The sequence below is a fragment of the Pseudanabaena sp. UWO310 genome, from assembly GCF_006861605.1.
Lineage (GTDB): Bacteria > Cyanobacteriota > Cyanobacteriia > Pseudanabaenales > Pseudanabaenaceae > Pseudanabaena.
This window is the reverse complement of record NZ_SELU01000022.1, coordinates 19,788-37,564: the sequence shown is the minus strand read 5'-3', so window position 1 is coordinate 37,564 and position 17,777 is coordinate 19,788. Positions and strand designations below refer to the sequence as shown.

Here is a 17,777-nt window from a genome sequence, read left to right as displayed (position 1 = left end):
AATTGAATAATTTAATCAAACGATTCGCTGAAATACCAACAAAGCGTAATGCGATCGCCATCATCTAGAATTATCGAAAGCATTCCCAAATCCAGATCGCGGCGACAGGCGGCGATCGCTTCCTGATGGTTGACATGGACATTAATTGGTAGGAAGGTTTTGCCTAAATAACAAATTCCTTTTTCGACCCCCCAAGGAGTTGAAAAATTAGTTATTTGCACCTCGGATAAAGAGAGAATAATCATAACCTATTGCCTAGAGACGAGATCTTCTTCATATCTCTTATGTTCGGTCAAGTTCCTTGCGTAGGTTGTGATGCTTAAATAGTCTGATTTGTGACAGCTATGAGGATTTATAGGTGATAGAAATCACTAAATTTTAAGTTATAAAGTCCTAAAACCTGTGGCGCACGCGCAGCGTGCGCCACAGGTTTTAGGACTTTAGCTATAGTCTAAAGCCCAAGAATTGATTGGCGGCGCGAAGCGCCGCCAATCAATTCTTGGGCTTTATGTCTTATACCAATTCCCGAAAGTGTGGCAACACTTTTGGGAATTAAACACCAAACCCAGTAAGGTTTTGCGATTCCCAAAATGGCGTTGCCATTTTGGGAATTAGTATAAAACCCCAAAGGGAGATGCGCCGCATCTCCCTTTGGGGTAATGGCGCACGCTGTGCGTGCGCTAAAGGCTGTTCGTAGAAGCGTAACAATTCGGGGACTTTTGCAAAAGATTTAGGACTGCGATAAATTGGCTATGAATTGGCTATGAATTGGCAAGAGGCAAAAACACTCTGACAACAGTTTGCTCATAAGGCACGCTCTCAATCTCTAACCTACCACCATGAAGATCGATCAAACGTTTTGCGATCGCCAACCCTAAACCAGTTCCTTGTTGAATATAGAGTTTTTTCTCGAACTTAATATATGCGCCCAAATTAGCAAGTTGCTCAGCTTCAATTCCCTGTCCGCGATCGGTAATAGTCAAGCAATACTCTTGGCGATCGCTATTTCCTAAAACATCAATGGCAGTACCTTCAGCTGAGAATTTGAAAGCATTATCAATGAGCTCTGTAATAATTATATTTAAGTAAGAATCGGATATTTGGACAACCGCATCGTTAACGTCAAGACATAGATCGGAAATACGATTGTAATTGTTAGCGATTTTTTTTGCTGAACTTGGTATCTCAAGATCGATAAAAGTTGATTTACTATTCCGAATTTGGGAGATCCACTCGGTATTGTTATCAGTAGATTCTAGCTCCGCATATAACAGGAATTTTTTGACCATTTCATGCATATCTTTTCCTGCTTTACGAATCCGTTTGCCAATATCGGGAACTTCGTGAGCTTGCATTGCATGGTAATTTTTGATCAAAATATCCGATAGCCCCATAACCTCGATCGCGGGGAATAGCAACTGATGCGGTAGGGATTTAGAAATATTACTGCGTAAGTTAGATAGTTCCTGTTTGTAATAACTATTAATTACTTCTTGTTTCTTAAACTGAGCATTAATAGCTCCAAGTAATTCATCCCTAGTAAATGGCTTAGTTAAATAATCATCCGAGCCTAATTCCATGCCATGCCGAAAGTCAGTTTTATCAGATTTCGCACTGAGAAATATAAAAGGAATAGTTGTTGTCGCAGAATTATTCCTTAGAGCGGCAATAACACCATAACCATCGATTTCAGGCATCATGATATCGCAGACGATCAGACTGGGAATATGCTGCTGTGCTTTATCAATTCCAGTACGCCCATTATTGGCACTGATGACGATATATCCCTCAGCTTGTAACATTCTCGTTGTGTTAAGTAAGACATTGGGATTATCTTCAATGAGGAGGATTTTTTTCACACTACCTTTCCATTAACTTTCACCAATACTATCGCGATCATAACGATATTGAGCATTAATTGATCTAATATCTGGGCATCATCAATCCTGATGCGACCCAGCCATGAAACACATATTTTCCTCATTATTCAATATATAAATTACAGCGCTTTGCGCTCAAACCCAAACCGAGATAATTTTTGAAAGCGTTGCAAGGCAACGCTTTCAAAAATTATCTCGGTTTATTTGATCGATAATTGCTGTAATTACTCATCACGAACAAGCTGATCGCCATAAATAGGCAAAATGACTGTAAATTCTGTGCCACTATGTAACTGGCTTTTTACTGATATTGAACCATGATGAATATTGGTGCAATTTTTGACTATTGATAAACCCAAACCAGTTCCTGGAAGCGTGCCTACATTTTTGCCACGATAAAATGGATTGAATAGATTTTCTAGATCTTCCTCAGGGATACCAATACCGCGATCGCGCACGACAAAGGTGGCTCGTTCTCGTTCAATCGTTAAGTCCAGCTCAATCGTTTTATCTTGCAAAGAATATTTAATGGCATTAGTGATCAAATTAGTCAGAATTTGCCGTAGTAATTTCTCATCCATTCTGACCATCAATGGTGGCAAATCACTACAAAGATGATAATTCTCAATCGATATAACCTCTGATGAATCCGATGCGATCGTCAAGGAGGATTGGAGGGTATAGCTTTGCCCAAAACTTCTCAGCATTTGTCGCAGCAGTTGACTACAAAACATCAACAGATCGAAGTTAGTAAAATTAATCTTGGATTTATTAGAGTTAGTTCTACTTAAAAAAAGTACATCTTCCATTAAAGCCGTCATATGTTTAACTTCCGCTTGGATTTGATGTAATTGATCGATTTTCTCTTCCTTTGTCCATTCGTAATGTTCTAATAGTTCTGACGCAGTTTGAATGGTCGTCAAAGGTGTACGGAATTCATGGGATACAACCGAGATAAAGTCTGTTTTCATCTGGCTAAGTTCGCGTTCTTGATTGAGCGATCGCGATAGCACCTCAGACGATAATTGCAATTGTTCGTTTTGTTCTTGGAGTTTTTTTTGTAGCGAACATAGTCGCAGATGCGTCTCAATTCTGGCTAATACTTCAATTAATTGAAATGGCTTACTAATATAATCGACCCCACCAACCGAAAATGCTTCTACCTTTTCCGATGGTTCTTCTACAGAACTAATAAAAATTATGGGAATATCTTTAGTCTTCGGATTAGCCTTTAATCGCGTACATACTTCATAGCCATTGATATCAGGCATCCGAATATCTAGTAGGATGATATCGGGCAAATGCTCGTTTACTTTATCTAAAGCTTCTAAACCATTCGTAGCTTGTTTCACTTGATAGCCCTGTTTGATCAGCATCAGTGATAAAAGTTGAACATTATAAATAGTGTCATCAACGATCAGGACAGAAGCATTATTCGATTGCTCTCTTTTTTTCGTTTGTTCGATTAGCTTGATTTGGTCTGAGTCCTGATCTGAGTTTTGGCTAGTCATAGTAAGTAAATCTTTGATAAGAGCTAGCATAATATATGCCATCATCTAAAAAAATCTTGGAAATAAGAATTAATAGTCTATCTATAGTCTATCTAACACCAATTCACTGAAGTAAGCTAACACTTTAATGATTTAAAAAGCAAACCCCGTAAGGTTTTGAGATTCCCAAAATGGCATTGCTATTTTAAGAATTGGTATAACATCCTAGCGCCGATCTGCTAGAGCTTCTAGCTTCTGATAAATAGCTGGGCAGAATTAAACCCCAGAATCAAAACCCAGAATCAAAACCCATAGCGCACGCTGTGCGTGCGCTATGGGTTTTTGGATTTTATATTTAATTGCACCTAGACACTTAACTACTTTGCTATAAGTAGTTAAGTATAATTAAAAACCAAAACCAGAGAGAATACCACCCGCCTAGCGGGCGGTATTCTCTTCTAGGCTTTGAGTTTCCTTATGCCTAGCTACCTAATACCTCAACAAATTAACCTATGCGATTATCGATCGTTCTTCCATGTCTCAATGAAATTCGACATGGCTATCTAGATCGAATTCTTAATAACTTAATCTCGCAATTAGTTACCGAAAACAACGACCAAGAGATTGACAAAGAGATTATTACCGTAGTTAGTCCGAGTGATGATGGTACTGACTCATTTTTGACAGAATATGCTGATCGTTCGTCTGAAATCAAGGTCGTGAGATCACTAGCTACAAATCGCGCCCAAAGACTCAATGATGGTATTGCTGTCAGTACGGGAGAAGTAATTTTGTTGCATCATCCTGCTACTCTTTTGCCAGAAAGAATAGCGTTACAACTCGTTGTAGACTGTTGGGGGGCGGGAAATCTTTGGGGAGCATTTCGGCATGGGTTTGATTACTCCCATTGGCTGCTAAATTTTACATCTTGGTATTCTGACAATGTGCGCGTCCAGCAAAAAGGGATTGTCTATCTCGATCACTGTCCATTTATAGATCGCCAAATTCTCACAGCGATTGGGAATGTGCCCGATCGCGATATTTTTGAAGATACGGTTTTAAGCGATCGCCTATGCCAATTTTCTAAGCCAGCGCTCGTACAAGGGAAGGTGATTACTTCGGCAAGGCGATTTCATCAACGGGGAATTTATCGTCACGCGATGCTCAATCAATGGTTGAAAATCTGCTATCACCTCAATATCAATCCGCAATTTCTCAATCGTTTGTACGAACAAAAAACTAGCATTAACGTCAAGTATGCCAAGGATTTAGAGGAAAAGGTTTAGAGGGTAAGCATGAAAAGTCAAGCGAGTAAATTTAACGGGTTTAACTCAAGACTAATAATGTTCTTTAAAATTTCATTATTGAGCTATTTCCTATCTCTATCGCTCTTTCCGCCATTGGCAAAGGCTCAAAATCGCGATCAAGAAATTAATCCAAGGAATAATGCGGAGTTAACGCCCCAACAAATCGCCACCCTAAAATCTCTGAGGATCGGCATTGCCGTACCTAGCTATATACCTGAGGGCTTTTTTGTGTCAGATGTACAGATTACCCCCTGTCCTGCCCAAGCTCCGATCAATGCGAAGGGAGTATGTAGATTTGGTCCCAGCTACTCGATTATCTATCGCAATCCCCAAAATAATTGCTTTGAAGTAAATGCGATCGGTGGTGGGATTGGCGGTCCCGATGGTAAATATTCTCGCAAAGTCACCAGCAAAATTTTAGGTGAAGTGAATTTAAATATAGATATTACTCGCGGAGAAATCAGTCAACCCATTTCCGAGGCTATGGGAAAATCACCTCAAGCTGATATGTGGACTTTTCCTGCGGGTGATTCTCCTTTTTACCAAGTTGCGACCATTGAAGGTAAAAGGTTGCAAAATGACAAATATACCCTTTGTAGCTATAAAGCCCATCTAACTCCCAATGAGTTGACGAAAATTGTCCAATCTCTGGATTGGCTGCCATAATAATGCAACCGAGGTTTTTCAAACCTCTAATTCCTGTAGTGCTAAATAGGTAAGGATAGGCGGCGCTTCGCGCCGCCCATCCTTACCACCTAAATTCTTGCGATAACTGGTATTGCCTAGAATAAGGCTGTAAATTAAATTTTTTAACGAGGAGTTCTATAAGGGTGACTGGCTCTAAAAACAATCGCATTCATGCCCATAGTCGATTACACCGATCGCCACAATATCAAAAATCGGGGAGACCACAAGCCTTTGCATGGCAATCGGCTCTAAATCGAGGCGGGGATATTTTATTTGCAACTTGTGTGGGATTAATTTGTGCAGTGCCACCCTGCTACATGCAGACAGATTTTCAATCCCCTCTCGAAGCTGCCGAACTCAAACTAGCACAGGCGGTTGTGCCAATATCACCTCGCGCAGTTAATCCCCTTACTGTCGATCTGACTGACGATCTGTTGGAAAGCGATCGCCCTAATCTCCTCCAAGCGATCGACTATAGCATCCAATATATCCGCACCCCATCGGCAGCTAACCGCTACCCTGTGGCGGGAATTAGTCAAGATCTGATGGAGCGGAGCTTAGTCAGGTTTCGTCGCCTCGTACAGGTATCGCGTACTGCTAAGGATCTGCAACAGGCTGTAAGTCGCGAATTTGATCTCTATCAGTCGGTCGGGCGCGATGGAAGTGGTAGCGTTCAGTTCACGGGCTATTATGAAGCCGTATACAAGGCTAGCCGTACGCGCAATGCTGAGTATCAATATCCTCTTTATCGCTTACCCCCCGACTTTGACCAATGGCAGTCGCCCCATCCCACCCGTGCGATGCTCGAAGGTAGCCAGCAGTTAGCGGGGTTAGAAATTGCATGGTTAAGCGATCGCTTTCAGGCTTTTTTGGTTCATGTTCAAGGTTCTGCAAGATTTGAATTACCCGATGGAAATTTATTAACCGTTGGCTATGCTGGCAAAACCGATCAGCCCTATCGTTCCGTTGGGGCAGAGCTAGTCAGAGATGGGAAAATGCGCCTTGAGGATGTGACTCTGCAAACCCTGATCGCATATTTTCAAAAAAATCCGCAAGACTTGGTCATGTATCTCAATCGCAATCCCAGCTTTGTCTTCTTTCGGGAAACGAATGGAAGACCAGCGACGGGTAGTCTCGGTGTGCCTGTAAGTGCCGAGCGATCGATCGCTACGGACAAAAAGATCTTCCCAGCGGGAGGACTTGCCCTGATCCGTACCACAATTCCCTTGGAAAATCCCACTACTGGCAAACTGGAATTGCGCCAAACTCAACGCTTCGTCCTCGATCAAGATACTGGTGGTGCAATTCGTGGGGCGGGGCGAGTCGATATATTTATGGGCACAGGCGATCGCGCCAAGCAAAGAGCAGGGCTGATCAAAGACGATGGAGAATTATATTATCTCGTGCTAAAGCAATAGCCTCCCGCAACTAATTTAGAATTGCTATATCGCAACTTATAGACAGAAATAGACAGAAAAAAGTTATGCCTCAAGTCAATCCTTTTACGATCAGAATGCAAATTACGCGAATGTTCGAGCAGGGTCAATCGCTATTTGCGGACTTAAAAGTCCAAGACTGGCTCAAAGAACGCAATCATAATCCCAAGGACTATATGATTCGCTTCCATCGCAAAATGGCGGCTGTTGGCTCGACTTCTTCTGTAATAGTAGAGATAGAACTCACTCGCAAGGATGGACAACCCGTTGATGAATGGTTATTACAAGAGGTCAATCGTCAAAGCTAATAGAGCAAGAAATTTTTTGAAAGTGCTGCAAAGCAGCACTTTCAAAAAATTTCTTGCTCTATTTTTGAGTGCTTATCGGAAAACTGGGTTTAAGACCCCGTGCTTCTAGCACGACTTGGGGTGAAATTGTTAGGCAACTTGAGTATAAGTGCAATTGGTATGGTCGCACTTTTGTCAAAATTGATCGTTGGTTTCCTAGCTCTAAACGCTGTGGAGATTGCGGTTACATTGTTGATAAGTTGCCTTTAGATATCAGAGAGTGGGATTGCCCTAAGTGCAGTACACATCAGGATAGAGATGTGAATGCTGCTAAAAATATTCTTGCCGCAGGGCTTGCGGTGAATGTCTGTGGAGCGACTGTAAGACCAGAAGAGAGTAAATCTCGGAAGGCTGGTGCTATGAAGCAGAAACCTAAGTCGTGAGTCTTAGGAATCCCCGTCACTTCAGTGCAGGGTAGATGTCAAGAGCTAGAGAGCGGCAAAATTAGACGGCTGAGGATGCGATTATCCTCTAACTGATAGAGGGATAGCTCTCCACCTGCCTCCAACATGAGACTCTGACAAATGGCAAGATGCAATCCAGGGGGCTGATCGAGTAAGGAAGGGGAGAGGGGATCGATCGCTCTACCTTGGTGCAACTCTTGCAATAGGGAAGCATCGACGACCCCATAATCGGTAATTGAGAGTTCGAGGAGCTTTTCGTCAATCTGGCGACACCAGAGATCGATGCGACCGCCAACATCCGATCGCCCACAGGCAAATAGCAGCAACTCATTTAAGATCATTTCCATTTTGGCAATATCACCACCGACGACGACATTAGCCTGATTATGTACCTGCGACCAGATTTGCCGTTGTTTTACTAGCGAGTCAACCCTCTCTAATGCCCGTTTGAGCATACCTGCTAAGGGAGCAGTCTCATAGTTAGGACGCAAACGCCACTGCTCTTTGCGGATAATCTGAGGTAATGGCAATAGGGATCCCTGCAAATGTTTGAGAGAGCTTTGGAGGGTAATGTTATTAATGCCTCCAGTGCCATTTGCCCTAGCATCGCTATCTAAAAGTCGCTGTACGCCAGAACTAACCGTACGATAAATATCTTCAAGACGACGGTGCTTATACCAATTGAGACGCTCTAGTTCTTGACGATTGTGCTTGAGATGATCGACTAGCAAGAGATGGCGGCGCGACCAAGACAGTTGATTTGCCAACATATTAAAAGCTTGCAGTTGGCGATCGACCCAACGCCGACCAACGCGATCGGCGACCAAAATCATACCTGTGGGCTGATGTTCGGGCGTGGTGCGTAAAGCCGTTACCATCAAATGACCGAGAGCAGGGGGATTGAGCCAAGCCCTGGTCTGTTCAGGTAAATCATGGATGCTGAGCGGCAGAATCCCCTCACTCTGAATTGCCCATTGCGCGAGGGGATCCTCTTCGATCGCAATGATCGTTTCGCTAATAGTGAGTTGATATTCATCGCGACTGGCAAATACAGAAGCAATCTGTCCGCCTTGGCGACCAGGCAGCCATACCACCAATACCGCTAGGGGCGATTGGGTCACTTGAGCCATTAATTGAGTCGCCGTATGGTGCAGCTTATCAAGCGCTCCTGACTGCTGAAGCGCAACTAAGCCAAACTGGACGGCTTGATGCGACTTGAGTCTTTCATCGGATAGACGTTGCAACTCATTTTGGTGAACGATTAAGCCAATTTGTTGCGCAACCGCCTGTACCATCTCCCGCTCTGGACGCGACCAAGTGCGGGGTGCTTCGTGAGCTACCGCCAGAATTCCTTCCAAGGACTTCCCCATAGATGTACTGCTGACAATCATCGATCGCACATCAAGATCGAGTAGAGCCGTGCGCCATGACAGAAATTTAAAATCGCTATCAAGGTTTTCGACCGTTGCCGCATCGCTAGATTGCTCCAGCATCTGTACGTCAACGGGAGCCAATCCTGGAAAAAGTGTCGGGAGCGGGCGGCGATTTTTGGGATGGTATTGGAAATCAATCCGATAGGTATCGTTATCTTTATCGTAGGTTGCAACCCAAAATCGCTCTAAACTCAAGCGTTGACATAACTGATCCGCAGCTTGATCGAGAGCGCTCTGCCAATCATTGTCTGAATATATAGCTCTAGCGATCCCTGCGGTCAAAATTTGATCGGAAGCAATCCGTTCGAGCGTGACTTCCATTTCTTCTAAGGGAGCGGTAATCGCCGCCAATTGAGCGGCTCCCCGCACAAAATTTTTCTCATCTTCCGACCAAAGACGAGATTCATCACCTTCGACGGACAAAAATCCTAATAGTTCGGATTGAAAAAATATCGGTGCAATAATGATCGAGGTCGCCCCAAATTGCTCCATGACGCGATTGCTGATTTCACCTCTGGTCATAGTTTTGGCATCAACTACCACCACGATCTGATCCTTCGATAAGGTCTGGTATAAGCCAGGGGCATTCTGTACGGTTACGCCTGCCGTATTATCAACGGCTTGCTTGCTTTTAGGTCCTGCTTGGCGATTGGCAATCCGCCGCCAAAAATATTGATGCTCGCGTTCAAACCAATAAATATTGGTGTGATCGGGCATAACATAGCTATGGGTAGCTTGCACAATCTCCTCTAGTCGTTCGGTAAGGGCGGGCACATTCCGAATTTTAGACAGAATTTGTAATAACGGCTCATCAGGACGCTTAACATTGTGATGATGCCACTCATAATCAAGGCGACTGAGGGTCGAACCAAGGGAACCCAACACGACTGAAAGCCTAGCCCTCTCCTCATTGCGCGGCGTAACATTCCATAGATTAGATCCCAGAATCACCACGCCAAAGCTGCGATCGCGATGGTAGATTGGCCAAATCAATGTCCCTTGAATGTCGAACTTTTGCGCTAATTTCTGCCATTCACCGCTGCGTTTTTCCTGTCGTAGGTCGGCTATGGGTAGGGGCTTGCGCTGTAAAATCACCTGATCGAGCAGATCGCCTGCGTTCAGCGCAAACCGCTCCTTTAAAAATTTAATTTCACCCGCAGGAGTAATCCCACCTTTACCAGTCAATCGATGGTTTTCTGCATCGTATAGACCGATCCACAGCAGTTTATACTCGAAATTATCGCGCAGATAATCGAGGGTGGCACTTAGTAGATTGTCAATACTGTCTTCATCACGCAAGAACTGCATGATTCGCCCGAGATTAACAAATTGGCGATCCCATGGGTTAGCTCCTGCTTGACTCATATTTTTGCCCTGACGTTTTTTGACTTAGGTATGATTAGCGGCGTACCGTCGGAAAATTTTTCATCGATAATTTCAACCAATACTTTAAATACTTTAAAGATATTTTCTCAAGCTATTTTGTGAAATATATATTGCTAAAGATATTTTAAAGAATATTCGTTGTAAATCCTACTGAAAATACTACTGAAAATACTATTTCATCATAAGCGTACAATCTTTGGTAGGGAAAGTCAGCAATACATCATACTTTTATACCATTCTTATCCGATTGCAAAATAAGTATCGTATTAGATAAATTGCTTATCTTTCTATTAACCACTCGATCGATCGCTCTCCTATTTGGAGCGGAATACTTACAGCTTTACCGAGACGGGGACGCTCTTTGGTGGTAGCGATAAATTTTTGTACCTGCTCAACGACATCCCAATCACTTAAATAGGAGGCGATCGCGTCGAGATGTTGCATAAATTCGGCTTCATCCATAGAAAATGACTGTTGTTCTTGATAGCGCCACATTACTTGCAAAAAGATTTTGCCTTGAGTTTTGCGTAATTGTACGTCATAGGAAAAGCCCCATTTATTGGCGATCGCCTGACGAAGTTCTGCGCCTGTCATAGTCTCTACTTTTTTTGCTGAATACATCTTACTCCTTTCCCTGCCCAAGAATCGGCGATATCAAGTGAATCATACCAAGCTCAAAATGGCATAGCCATCTTGAGCTTGGAAAACCCTGACTGGGTTTATGTTATTTATGAATTATTTGTAGAAAAAAGATTAACGGCTTTGCCTAAATGACCTTGGGAGTCTTGGAGCAACTGTTCGGCGGTGGCAACATCGAGGTTTTGCCAATGCATGATTAGAGCCAATTTAACCCGTTTACCCGACTGCTCTAATAGTATTGCCGCCTCCTCGCGACTAAGACTGGTGAGATCGCGGATGATCCTAATAGCTCGATCTTCTAGTTTGCTATTGGTAACGGCAACATCGATCATGCGATTGCCATAAACCTTACCAAGCAAGACCATTACGCCTGTGGAAATGGTATTTAATACCAACTTCGTTGCCGTCCCTGCCTTGAGTCGAGTCGAACCTGCCAAGATTTCTGCACCGACTAGGGGACGGATCTCAATATCGTATTGCCTCGGAAATTGTTCGGGCGGTACGCAACAAAAAAAGATCGTTTTTGCCCCTCTTTTGGCGGCTTCCTTCAGCGCTCCATGGACATAGGGCGTAGTCCCACCTGCGGTAATCCCCATGACCACATCGCGATCGCAAATTTGCCTCTGGGCGATCGCCTCAGCCCCATCACCTTCGCGATCTTCAAGAGCCTCCGAGCTCCGTACCATCGCATTCATGCCACCCGCCAAGATCCCTTGAATCAGTTCGGGATCGCTACAAAAAGTGGGCGGACATTCAGCCGCATCCAGAACGCCGAGCCTGCCGCTCGTTCCAGCACCAACATAAAACAACCTGCCACCATTGGCGATCGCGGCCGCGATCGCTTCCATTGCTTGGGCGATCGCTTCTTTTTCCTGTCCAACAGCCGCAACTGCCTTAGCATCTTCTTGGTTAAACAGTTCGACAATTTCAATTGCCGTAAGCCGATCCAAATTTTGACTATGGGGATTAGCTTGCTCTGTTAATAAATAACCGCGATCGCCGAGATAGTTATTTGGATCGTTCTTTGGATCGTTATTTGAATCGTTATTTAGGGTGTTTTTGGCGCTACTCACTGACCGAACTCAACTCTTGCTTTTTCGACAATTTCTGCGGTAATCGTATCACTACCCGATGCTTGGGCGAGTTGTTCGATCCGCTGGCGAGCCTGAGAGCGCACAAAGTAGGGAATATTTTTATACTTGACTTTTGCTTCGACAGTCCAAGTTAACCCTTCGTCATAATCAGAATTTGGCATGGTTTTCGTCTGCTTAGTTATTGGTTAATACCAAATCACAAAATGGCGTAGCCATTTTGTGATTTTAAAACCCTCACTGGGTTTGGTTTTCAATTGCCAAAAGTGTAGCCACACTTTTGGCAATTGGTATAAGTAGTTCGGCATAATTAAAAATCAAAACCAGAGAGCATACCGCCCGCTGCGCGGGCGGTATGCTCTTCTAGGTTTTAAGTTTACTTAGCTACTTATTATTTAGATTAGTTAGCGATCGCTAGTATGCCATCACCTCTCTCATCAGCAAAATTTGCTTTGCGTAGGTTTACAATTCTTAGATTTACAATTCTCTAATTGACTCGCGATTACTTGGGCTAGATTTTCAGAACCACCCTTTGCACCAACTCTTTCTAACCCATTGCGTTGGCAACGCTCTAAATATTCGCGATCGCCAATGGTGCGTTTCACGCATTGGGCGGCTTCGTGCAAAATTTTTGGGGTAGCTGCTTCCTTGCCAATGGTTTGTACTGACAAGCCCAATAAACGTTCCTGAGCCTCCGCAAATCGATAGGAAAATTGAGGACCCTTACCTATAATCTGGACAACAGGTTTACCCAACCCGACCGCTTGCTCGACAGCAGTTCCTGCCATGCCGATCGCCAGATCGCATTGCTGCAAAATATCGGCAAAAGCATCGCTAAAACAAACAACGACGGTATCTAGATCGGGCTGATACAGTTTGCCATCGCTATATTGCCAACCCACTAAAGACGCAATTTCAGGTAGTTGCGGCATGAGACTAGGGACAAGAGCCGCCCGAAACTGGACAGGATTAGGGGCAAATTCTCGGACAATCGCCTCGCACAATCGCAATTGTAATGCCAGATTCTCCGCTGCCTCAGGCAAGCGACTGCCCGCCAACAAAGCGATCGTCGGCGCGGCAATTAAATGTAAATCTTTGCCCGTAGGTTCTAACACATCCATAATCGGATAGCCCACAAAACAAGTATTTGGATAACCCCTTTGTCGGATCAGTTCCGCGCTATAGGCATCGCGAGTCAAGATTTGTCGGCATCGCGGCGATCGCATGATCAGAGCTTGTAGCAAATTAGGAATATAGCGATTCTCGTAAAAACCCGATGATGAGACTAAAAATATGGCATAGGGTAAACCTGTCAAATAGGCAAAAATAGCAGGAAGCACATCACCAGTAGCAAAAACAAAATCGCAAGTTTGACCACATGCACGCGCCGCCTTAATTTGCTGCCAAGTGAGCCCGATCAATCCCGATTGAAAGTCCTCGATTTGCTTTTGCCAACTCATATAGGCAAATCCACCCGATGGTAAAGCCTTGGTTGGGGTGGCGATCGCTACCCCCGCACGACGATAAGCATTTCCCTCTCCCACCAGTGGCAAAGCGATCGTCTCTAGATGGGAATATTTACTTCGCAAAGCCTTCAAGACTTCACAAGCATTCAGATCTTCGCCATGACCATTACTAATAAATAAAACTCTTTTTGGAACTCTTTCTTGCGGTGATTGGGGCATATCGTAAAATATATTCGTAAAATATATTAAGGCTATTAAGGCAATCAGATCTTACTCAAAAGTTAGAGGTATGGCGATGATGCAAACACTTGTTGACTGCGATCGCATGAGCTTTGCAGAATTTATCGAGTGGTATCCAGAAAATGGTAAACGCTATGAGCTATACAGAGGGGTTGTTAGAGAGATGATGCCCATCGGTGATCATGAATTAACCACTAGTTTTTTAGCTGAAGAGCTAACGTTAGAGATTCGTAGTGGACATTCTAACTATCTTGTTAGCAGAATGTGTCTACTAAAACCAGAGATGACAGATACAGGGTTTATAGCTGATGTGGTGGTACTAGATCGACGGGAATTGGTAAATGAACCTCTATGGCAAAAGGCTTCAGTAATTCAAAATGGTAAAACTGTACCTTTGGTCATTGAGGTTGTCAGTACGAACTGGAGCGATGATTATGCAATCAAATTAGCAGCATATGAAACAATGGGAATTGCGGAATATTGGATTGTTGACTATCGGGCTTTGGGTGCAGTTCGGTATATTGGCAAGCCCAAACAGCCAACAGTGACAGTTTGCAAATTAATTGAAGGGGAGTATCAGTTATCTTTGTTCACCGCTGGAAAGCGGATTGAATCAGATGTTTTTCCTGAATTAAATTTGATGACTGATGCAATTTTTCAAATAGCTTAAAACCCAAAAAAGAAAGGCGGCGCGATGCGCCGCCTTTCTTTTTTTGGGTTTTAATTCACGAAAGTGCAACAGCTCTTTTGTGAATTAAAACCCAAACCCAGTAAGGGTTTAAAAAACCAAAAATGGCTACGTCATTTTTGGTTTTACTTGGAGAGATATAAATCGTACAATTCTGCGGTTTTTTCGAGCATGATTTCGTTAGAAAATAGTTGGCGATAACGCTCATAACCTTTTTTGGCAAAGCGATCACGGAGGTGGCGATCGCTAATTAATTCCCTTAACTTTGCGGCTAATTGCTCAGGATCGCGAGGATTGACAATAAACCCAGTTTCGCGATCGCTGACCTGCTCGGCGATACCGCCCACACAAGTACCCACCACTGGTTTACCCTGAGACATTGCTTCCGCACAGGCAAGACTGCAAGCTTCTTGAAGAGAAGGTAATACGAAAATATCGAATAATTGCATCAGATTGGGTAAATCGTTGAGATACCCTGTAAAAATGACGCGATCGCCAATTCCTAGATCCTGAGCTTCTTGTTTTAAAGAGGCCTCCAAATCACCATTACCAGCAATTACTAAACGCAAATCTTGATTCCTGTCTTGCGCTCCCTGTTCAAGGGAAGATTGGCTGGAATTGAGGATTGCAAAGGCTTGGATTAAGTAAGTTAACCCTTTTGCCTCATCCAGCCGAGCCGCAGTACCGAGAATGATTTGATGGGAGGGATCGAGATGAAATTTTTGACAGAGTTCCAAGGATTTATCAATATCGAGAATGGGTTCTTTAACGCCGTTATAAATTAAATGGAGTTTATTTTTATCTAGTCCTAATTCGAGGAGAAGGTTATACTCCGCTTCGCAAACGCTAATCACGCGATCGGCACACCAGTTACTAAACCAGCATGATGTCTGATAGCTAAATTTCGTTCCGCTCCCGTGGTAACCATGTACCGTAAAGACGATCGGAATTTTAGGGACGATCCAGCGCACAGCTAACATCAGTTCATGGGCTCCATGAATATGGATTAAATCGATCGCTTGTTCTTTTTGAATTTCTTTAATTCCAGAAATCAATTCAGGTAAGCCCTTAAAAAAATTAATCTCCCATTTTGTATATTCTCGCTGCAAAATTGGCAATGCTCTAAATTGAGGTGCGCCTTTCCCGTCGGGGGCTAGTAGCGATATTTTGTAGCGATCGCGCAATCCTTCAATCAGGCTAAGGGCTTGTTTTTCAGTGCCTCCTTGGTTTAGGTAAGGCAAAATAAATAGAATATGTTTTTGCATTATTAAAATTATAGTGACGTTCGCGATAATTAGTTCGAGATTGGGGCTTACATCTATCAACTGAAACTTTAATTGCTTGCCTTATACCAATTCACAAAAGTGTTGTCATACTTTCGTGAATTAAACACCAAACCCCGTAAGGTTTTGAGATTCCCAAAATGGCAATGCCATTTTGGGAATTGGTATTAATTCAGGCTTAGAGGCATTTCGAGGGCATGGGCAAGCAGAAACTCCCGATCGCTTAATACTTCTCTAGTTTCGCCGTTATAAACGATTTTGCCTTCACTCAATACGATGGTGCGATCGCAAAGATCTAATACCAAATCCAGATCGTGGGTGGCGATTAATTGCGTTTCAGGCAAGGTTTGCAAGAGTTGAATTAACTGGCGGCGCGATCGCGGATCGAGTTGAGCCGATGGCTCGTCAAACACTAAAACTTGGGGTTGCATTGCCAAAACTCCAGCGATCGCCACCCGTTTTTTTTCTCCCCCTGAAAGGTTTTGCGATGACCGCTCTCGATATTTAGCAAGATCTAGCCCCACCGCAACTAAAGCTTCGGCAACTCTAATTTCTAGATCTTTTCCCCGCAAGCCCTGATTCATCGGGCCAAAGGCGACATCTTCCCATACCGTTGGCATAAATAGCTGATCATCAGGATTTTGGAAGACGACACCCACAAAGTTCCGAATTGCCACTAAGTTACAAGGTAGGACAGGCATTTCTCCGATCACAATTTCTCCTTGCTGCGGCATCAGAATGCCATTGAGATGCAACAGTAATGTCGATTTGCCCGAACCATTTGCTCCCACGATCGCGACTTTTTCCGTTGCTTTAATTTGGAGATCGATCCCTTGCAAAGCCTGAATTCCATCAGGATAGACATAACTGAGGTTTTCAATGGAAATAGGATTGTGATGCATTATGAATCAATTATGTTTACAATTATTTTTAATTGTAAGTAAGTGGGCTTAATTAAATATAAAACCCTAAAACCTGTGGTGCACGCACAGCGTGCGCCACAGCTTTTAGCTCTGGATTTTAATTATGCTGAGGTAAGTGCTTGTGCAAAATAAATTACCAAACCCCGTAAAGTTGCGCCCCTACGGGGCGCAACTTTACGGGGTTTGGTTTGTAATTAATTATGCCCAGCTACTTACTTACCTAGTTACTTACTTGCCCCAATAGGATGATCAACCCCATACAGCCCAAAGCCCAACGATCGCGCCAGCCCCCATTGGTTGAAGCGATGAGTACGGGTATCCCTTGGTAGCCTCTTGCCAACATTGCTTGATAGATGCGATCGCCGCGATCGTAGGTACGCACAAATAATACTCCGAGCATATTACCTAATACCTGACGCTGCCAAGGGCGATCAAGACGATGGCGATGGTAAAGATTGCGGGTTGAGAAATTGCGGGCTGTGGCAGCGCGACGCATTGCTTTAAACTCATTACTCAAAACGCTGATATAGCGATACATTGAAGCGAGGATGCTGACTAAAAGCGGCGGCATTTTGAGGGTTACTAAAGCTTGTAGCAACGAAGGAATAGAAATGCTGAGGGTGAGAATATTCAAGAGAAGCAACGATAAAAATGCTTTGATACTTACGCTTCCTAATATCACCAAACCCTTTGTTGTAATCTGCAACCATCCCCATTGCCAAAGAATTTCTCCCCCACTACGAAATAGAGTGCCCAATAGGATCGCACTAATAAATACCGACTCGATCGCCATGCGTTTGACGAGTATTCCTAAATTAACTTTACTCCAATAGAGAATCGGTAAAATCGCAATTCCATAGATCGCCCAAGTCCACCATCGACCGATCGGCGTGAGTGCGATCGCAAAGACTAAGAGAAATATACAAAGCAAGCGCGTATGCACAGCCAGACTATTCCATATATTTAAGCGATCGCCAGATGATTGTGATGGGCGATCGCTTACTTCGATGAGCGGGATATGTAACAGCATAGTTTAGGCATTTATAGATAGGGCTATGGCAATGAAAGCTTTGCTTA

The 17,777-nt window shown here is 43.7% G+C and carries 16 protein-coding genes and 1 pseudogene; 6 read left to right on the top strand and 11 right to left on the bottom strand.

Annotation, left to right across the window (positions count from 1 at the left end):
- Positions 1-11: 11 nt before the first annotated feature.
- The 3 genes from PseudUWO310_RS09280 to PseudUWO310_RS09270 all read right to left on the bottom strand — a co-directional run bounded on the left by PseudUWO310_RS09280 (position 12) and on the right by PseudUWO310_RS09270 (position 3,391).
- On the bottom strand, positions 12-245 hold the full coding sequence (locus tag PseudUWO310_RS09280) for a hypothetical protein (RefSeq protein WP_142600384.1): 234 nt from the start codon (positions 243-245) through the stop codon (positions 12-14).
- Between the two features lie 516 nt (positions 246-761).
- Positions 762-1,859: a response regulator gene (locus tag PseudUWO310_RS09275; protein ID WP_142600383.1), complete on the bottom strand. Its 1,098-nt coding sequence runs from the start codon at positions 1,857-1,859 to the stop codon at positions 762-764.
- Positions 1,860-2,104: 245 nt separating this feature from the next.
- Positions 2,105-3,391: a hybrid sensor histidine kinase/response regulator gene (locus PseudUWO310_RS09270; RefSeq protein ID WP_190315963.1), complete on the bottom strand. Its 1,287-nt coding sequence runs from the start codon at positions 3,389-3,391 to the stop codon at positions 2,105-2,107.
- Between the two features lie 491 nt (positions 3,392-3,882).
- Here PseudUWO310_RS09270 and PseudUWO310_RS09265 point away from each other — a divergent pair, with 491 nt between their 5' ends.
- From PseudUWO310_RS09265 to PseudUWO310_RS09245, 5 genes and pseudogenes are all read left to right on the top strand, one after another.
- A complete protein-coding gene (locus tag PseudUWO310_RS09265; RefSeq protein WP_142600381.1) occupies positions 3,883-4,656 on the top strand; it encodes a glycosyltransferase in 774 nt (257 codons plus the stop codon).
- 57 nt (positions 4,657-4,713) lie between these two features.
- On the top strand, positions 4,714-5,343 hold the full coding sequence (locus PseudUWO310_RS09260; RefSeq protein WP_142600380.1) for a hypothetical protein: 630 nt from the start codon (positions 4,714-4,716) through the stop codon (positions 5,341-5,343).
- Between the two features lie 164 nt (positions 5,344-5,507).
- The gene (locus PseudUWO310_RS09255; RefSeq protein WP_142600379.1) at positions 5,508-6,782 is read left to right on the top strand and encodes a murein transglycosylase A; all 1,275 of its coding nucleotides are present in this window, start codon (positions 5,508-5,510) and stop codon (positions 6,780-6,782) included.
- Between the two features lie 65 nt (positions 6,783-6,847).
- Positions 6,848-7,108, top strand: coding sequence for a hypothetical protein (locus PseudUWO310_RS09250; protein ID WP_142600378.1), 261 nt, complete (start codon positions 6,848-6,850; stop codon positions 7,106-7,108).
- A 104-nt stretch (positions 7,109-7,212) separates the two neighbouring features.
- Positions 7,213-7,530 (top strand): annotated as a pseudogene (locus PseudUWO310_RS09245) (RNA-guided endonuclease InsQ/TnpB family protein); the annotation flags it as partial.
- Positions 7,531-7,568: 38 nt separating this feature from the next.
- On the opposite strand, the gene PseudUWO310_RS09240 reads toward PseudUWO310_RS09245, so the two are convergent.
- From PseudUWO310_RS09240 to PseudUWO310_RS09220, 5 genes are all read right to left on the bottom strand, one after another.
- Positions 7,569-10,349, bottom strand: a complete 2,781-nt coding sequence (locus PseudUWO310_RS09240; RefSeq protein WP_009626768.1) for a GAF domain-containing protein — start codon at positions 10,347-10,349, stop codon at positions 7,569-7,571.
- Between the two features lie 300 nt (positions 10,350-10,649).
- Positions 10,650-10,964, bottom strand: a complete 315-nt coding sequence (locus PseudUWO310_RS09235; protein ID WP_040687868.1) for a DUF3067 family protein — start codon at positions 10,962-10,964, stop codon at positions 10,650-10,652.
- A 134-nt stretch (positions 10,965-11,098) separates the two neighbouring features.
- Positions 11,099-12,082: an N-acetylmuramic acid 6-phosphate etherase gene (murQ, locus tag PseudUWO310_RS09230; RefSeq protein WP_142600377.1), complete on the bottom strand. Its 984-nt coding sequence runs from the start codon at positions 12,080-12,082 to the stop codon at positions 11,099-11,101.
- Entirely contained in the window at positions 12,079-12,264 is a 186-nt protein-coding gene (locus PseudUWO310_RS09225) for a PCP reductase family protein (RefSeq protein WP_055075405.1), read from the bottom strand. The genes murQ and PseudUWO310_RS09225 overlap by 4 nt, the downstream gene beginning before the upstream one ends.
- 273 nt (positions 12,265-12,537) lie before the next feature.
- Positions 12,538-13,785, bottom strand: a complete 1,248-nt coding sequence (locus PseudUWO310_RS09220) for a lipid-A-disaccharide synthase-related protein (protein WP_142600376.1) — start codon at positions 13,783-13,785, stop codon at positions 12,538-12,540.
- A 76-nt stretch (positions 13,786-13,861) separates the two neighbouring features.
- On the opposite strand from PseudUWO310_RS09220, the gene PseudUWO310_RS09215 reads away from it, so the two are divergent.
- Positions 13,862-14,476: a Uma2 family endonuclease gene (locus PseudUWO310_RS09215; RefSeq protein WP_142600375.1), complete on the top strand. Its 615-nt coding sequence runs from the start codon at positions 13,862-13,864 to the stop codon at positions 14,474-14,476.
- A gap of 143 nt (positions 14,477-14,619) precedes the next feature.
- Here PseudUWO310_RS09215 and PseudUWO310_RS09210 read toward each other — a convergent pair whose 3' ends face one another.
- From PseudUWO310_RS09210 to cbiQ, 3 genes are all read right to left on the bottom strand, one after another.
- Positions 14,620-15,759 (bottom strand): glycosyltransferase family 4 protein, encoded by a 1,140-nt coding sequence (locus tag PseudUWO310_RS09210; RefSeq protein WP_142600374.1) that lies wholly within the window; start codon positions 15,757-15,759, stop codon positions 14,620-14,622.
- A 185-nt stretch (positions 15,760-15,944) separates the two neighbouring features.
- Positions 15,945-16,679, bottom strand: coding sequence for an energy-coupling factor ABC transporter ATP-binding protein (locus tag PseudUWO310_RS09205; protein ID WP_142600373.1), 735 nt, complete (start codon positions 16,677-16,679; stop codon positions 15,945-15,947).
- Positions 16,680-16,920: 241 nt separating this feature from the next.
- Positions 16,921-17,730 (bottom strand): cobalt ECF transporter T component CbiQ, encoded by an 810-nt coding sequence (gene cbiQ / locus PseudUWO310_RS09200; RefSeq protein WP_142600372.1) that lies wholly within the window; start codon positions 17,728-17,730, stop codon positions 16,921-16,923.
- Between the last annotated feature and the right edge of the window lie 47 nt (positions 17,731-17,777).

Bases quoted from the DNA above. Each gene is read 5' to 3' on its own strand.
- PseudUWO310_RS09280 (WP_142600384.1), bottom strand. From the start codon at position 245: ATGATTATTCTCTCTTTATCCGAGGTGCAAATAACTAATTTTTCAACT.
- PseudUWO310_RS09270 (WP_190315963.1), bottom strand. From the start codon at position 3,391: ATGACTAGCCAAAACTCAGATCAGGACTCAGACCAAATCAAGCTAATC.
- PseudUWO310_RS09265 (WP_142600381.1), top strand. From the start codon at position 3,883: ATGCGATTATCGATCGTTCTTCCATGTCTCAATGAAATTCGACATGGC.
- PseudUWO310_RS09260 (WP_142600380.1), top strand. From the start codon at position 4,714: ATGTTCTTTAAAATTTCATTATTGAGCTATTTCCTATCTCTATCGCTC.
- PseudUWO310_RS09250 (WP_142600378.1), top strand. From the start codon at position 6,848: ATGCCTCAAGTCAATCCTTTTACGATCAGAATGCAAATTACGCGAATG.
- PseudUWO310_RS09240 (WP_009626768.1), bottom strand. From the start codon at position 10,349: ATGAGTCAAGCAGGAGCTAACCCATGGGATCGCCAATTTGTTAATCTC.
- PseudUWO310_RS09235 (WP_040687868.1), bottom strand. From the start codon at position 10,964: ATGACAGGCGCAGAACTTCGTCAGGCGATCGCCAATAAATGGGGCTTT.
- PseudUWO310_RS09225 (WP_055075405.1), bottom strand. From the start codon at position 12,264: ATGCCAAATTCTGATTATGACGAAGGGTTAACTTGGACTGTCGAAGCA.
- PseudUWO310_RS09220 (WP_142600376.1), bottom strand. From the start codon at position 13,785: ATGCCCCAATCACCGCAAGAAAGAGTTCCAAAAAGAGTTTTATTTATT.
- PseudUWO310_RS09215 (WP_142600375.1), top strand. From the start codon at position 13,862: ATGATGCAAACACTTGTTGACTGCGATCGCATGAGCTTTGCAGAATTT.
- PseudUWO310_RS09210 (WP_142600374.1), bottom strand. From the start codon at position 15,759: ATGCAAAAACATATTCTATTTATTTTGCCTTACCTAAACCAAGGAGGC.
- PseudUWO310_RS09205 (WP_142600373.1), bottom strand. From the start codon at position 16,679: ATGCATCACAATCCTATTTCCATTGAAAACCTCAGTTATGTCTATCCT.
- cbiQ (WP_142600372.1), bottom strand. From the start codon at position 17,730: ATGCTGTTACATATCCCGCTCATCGAAGTAAGCGATCGCCCATCACAA.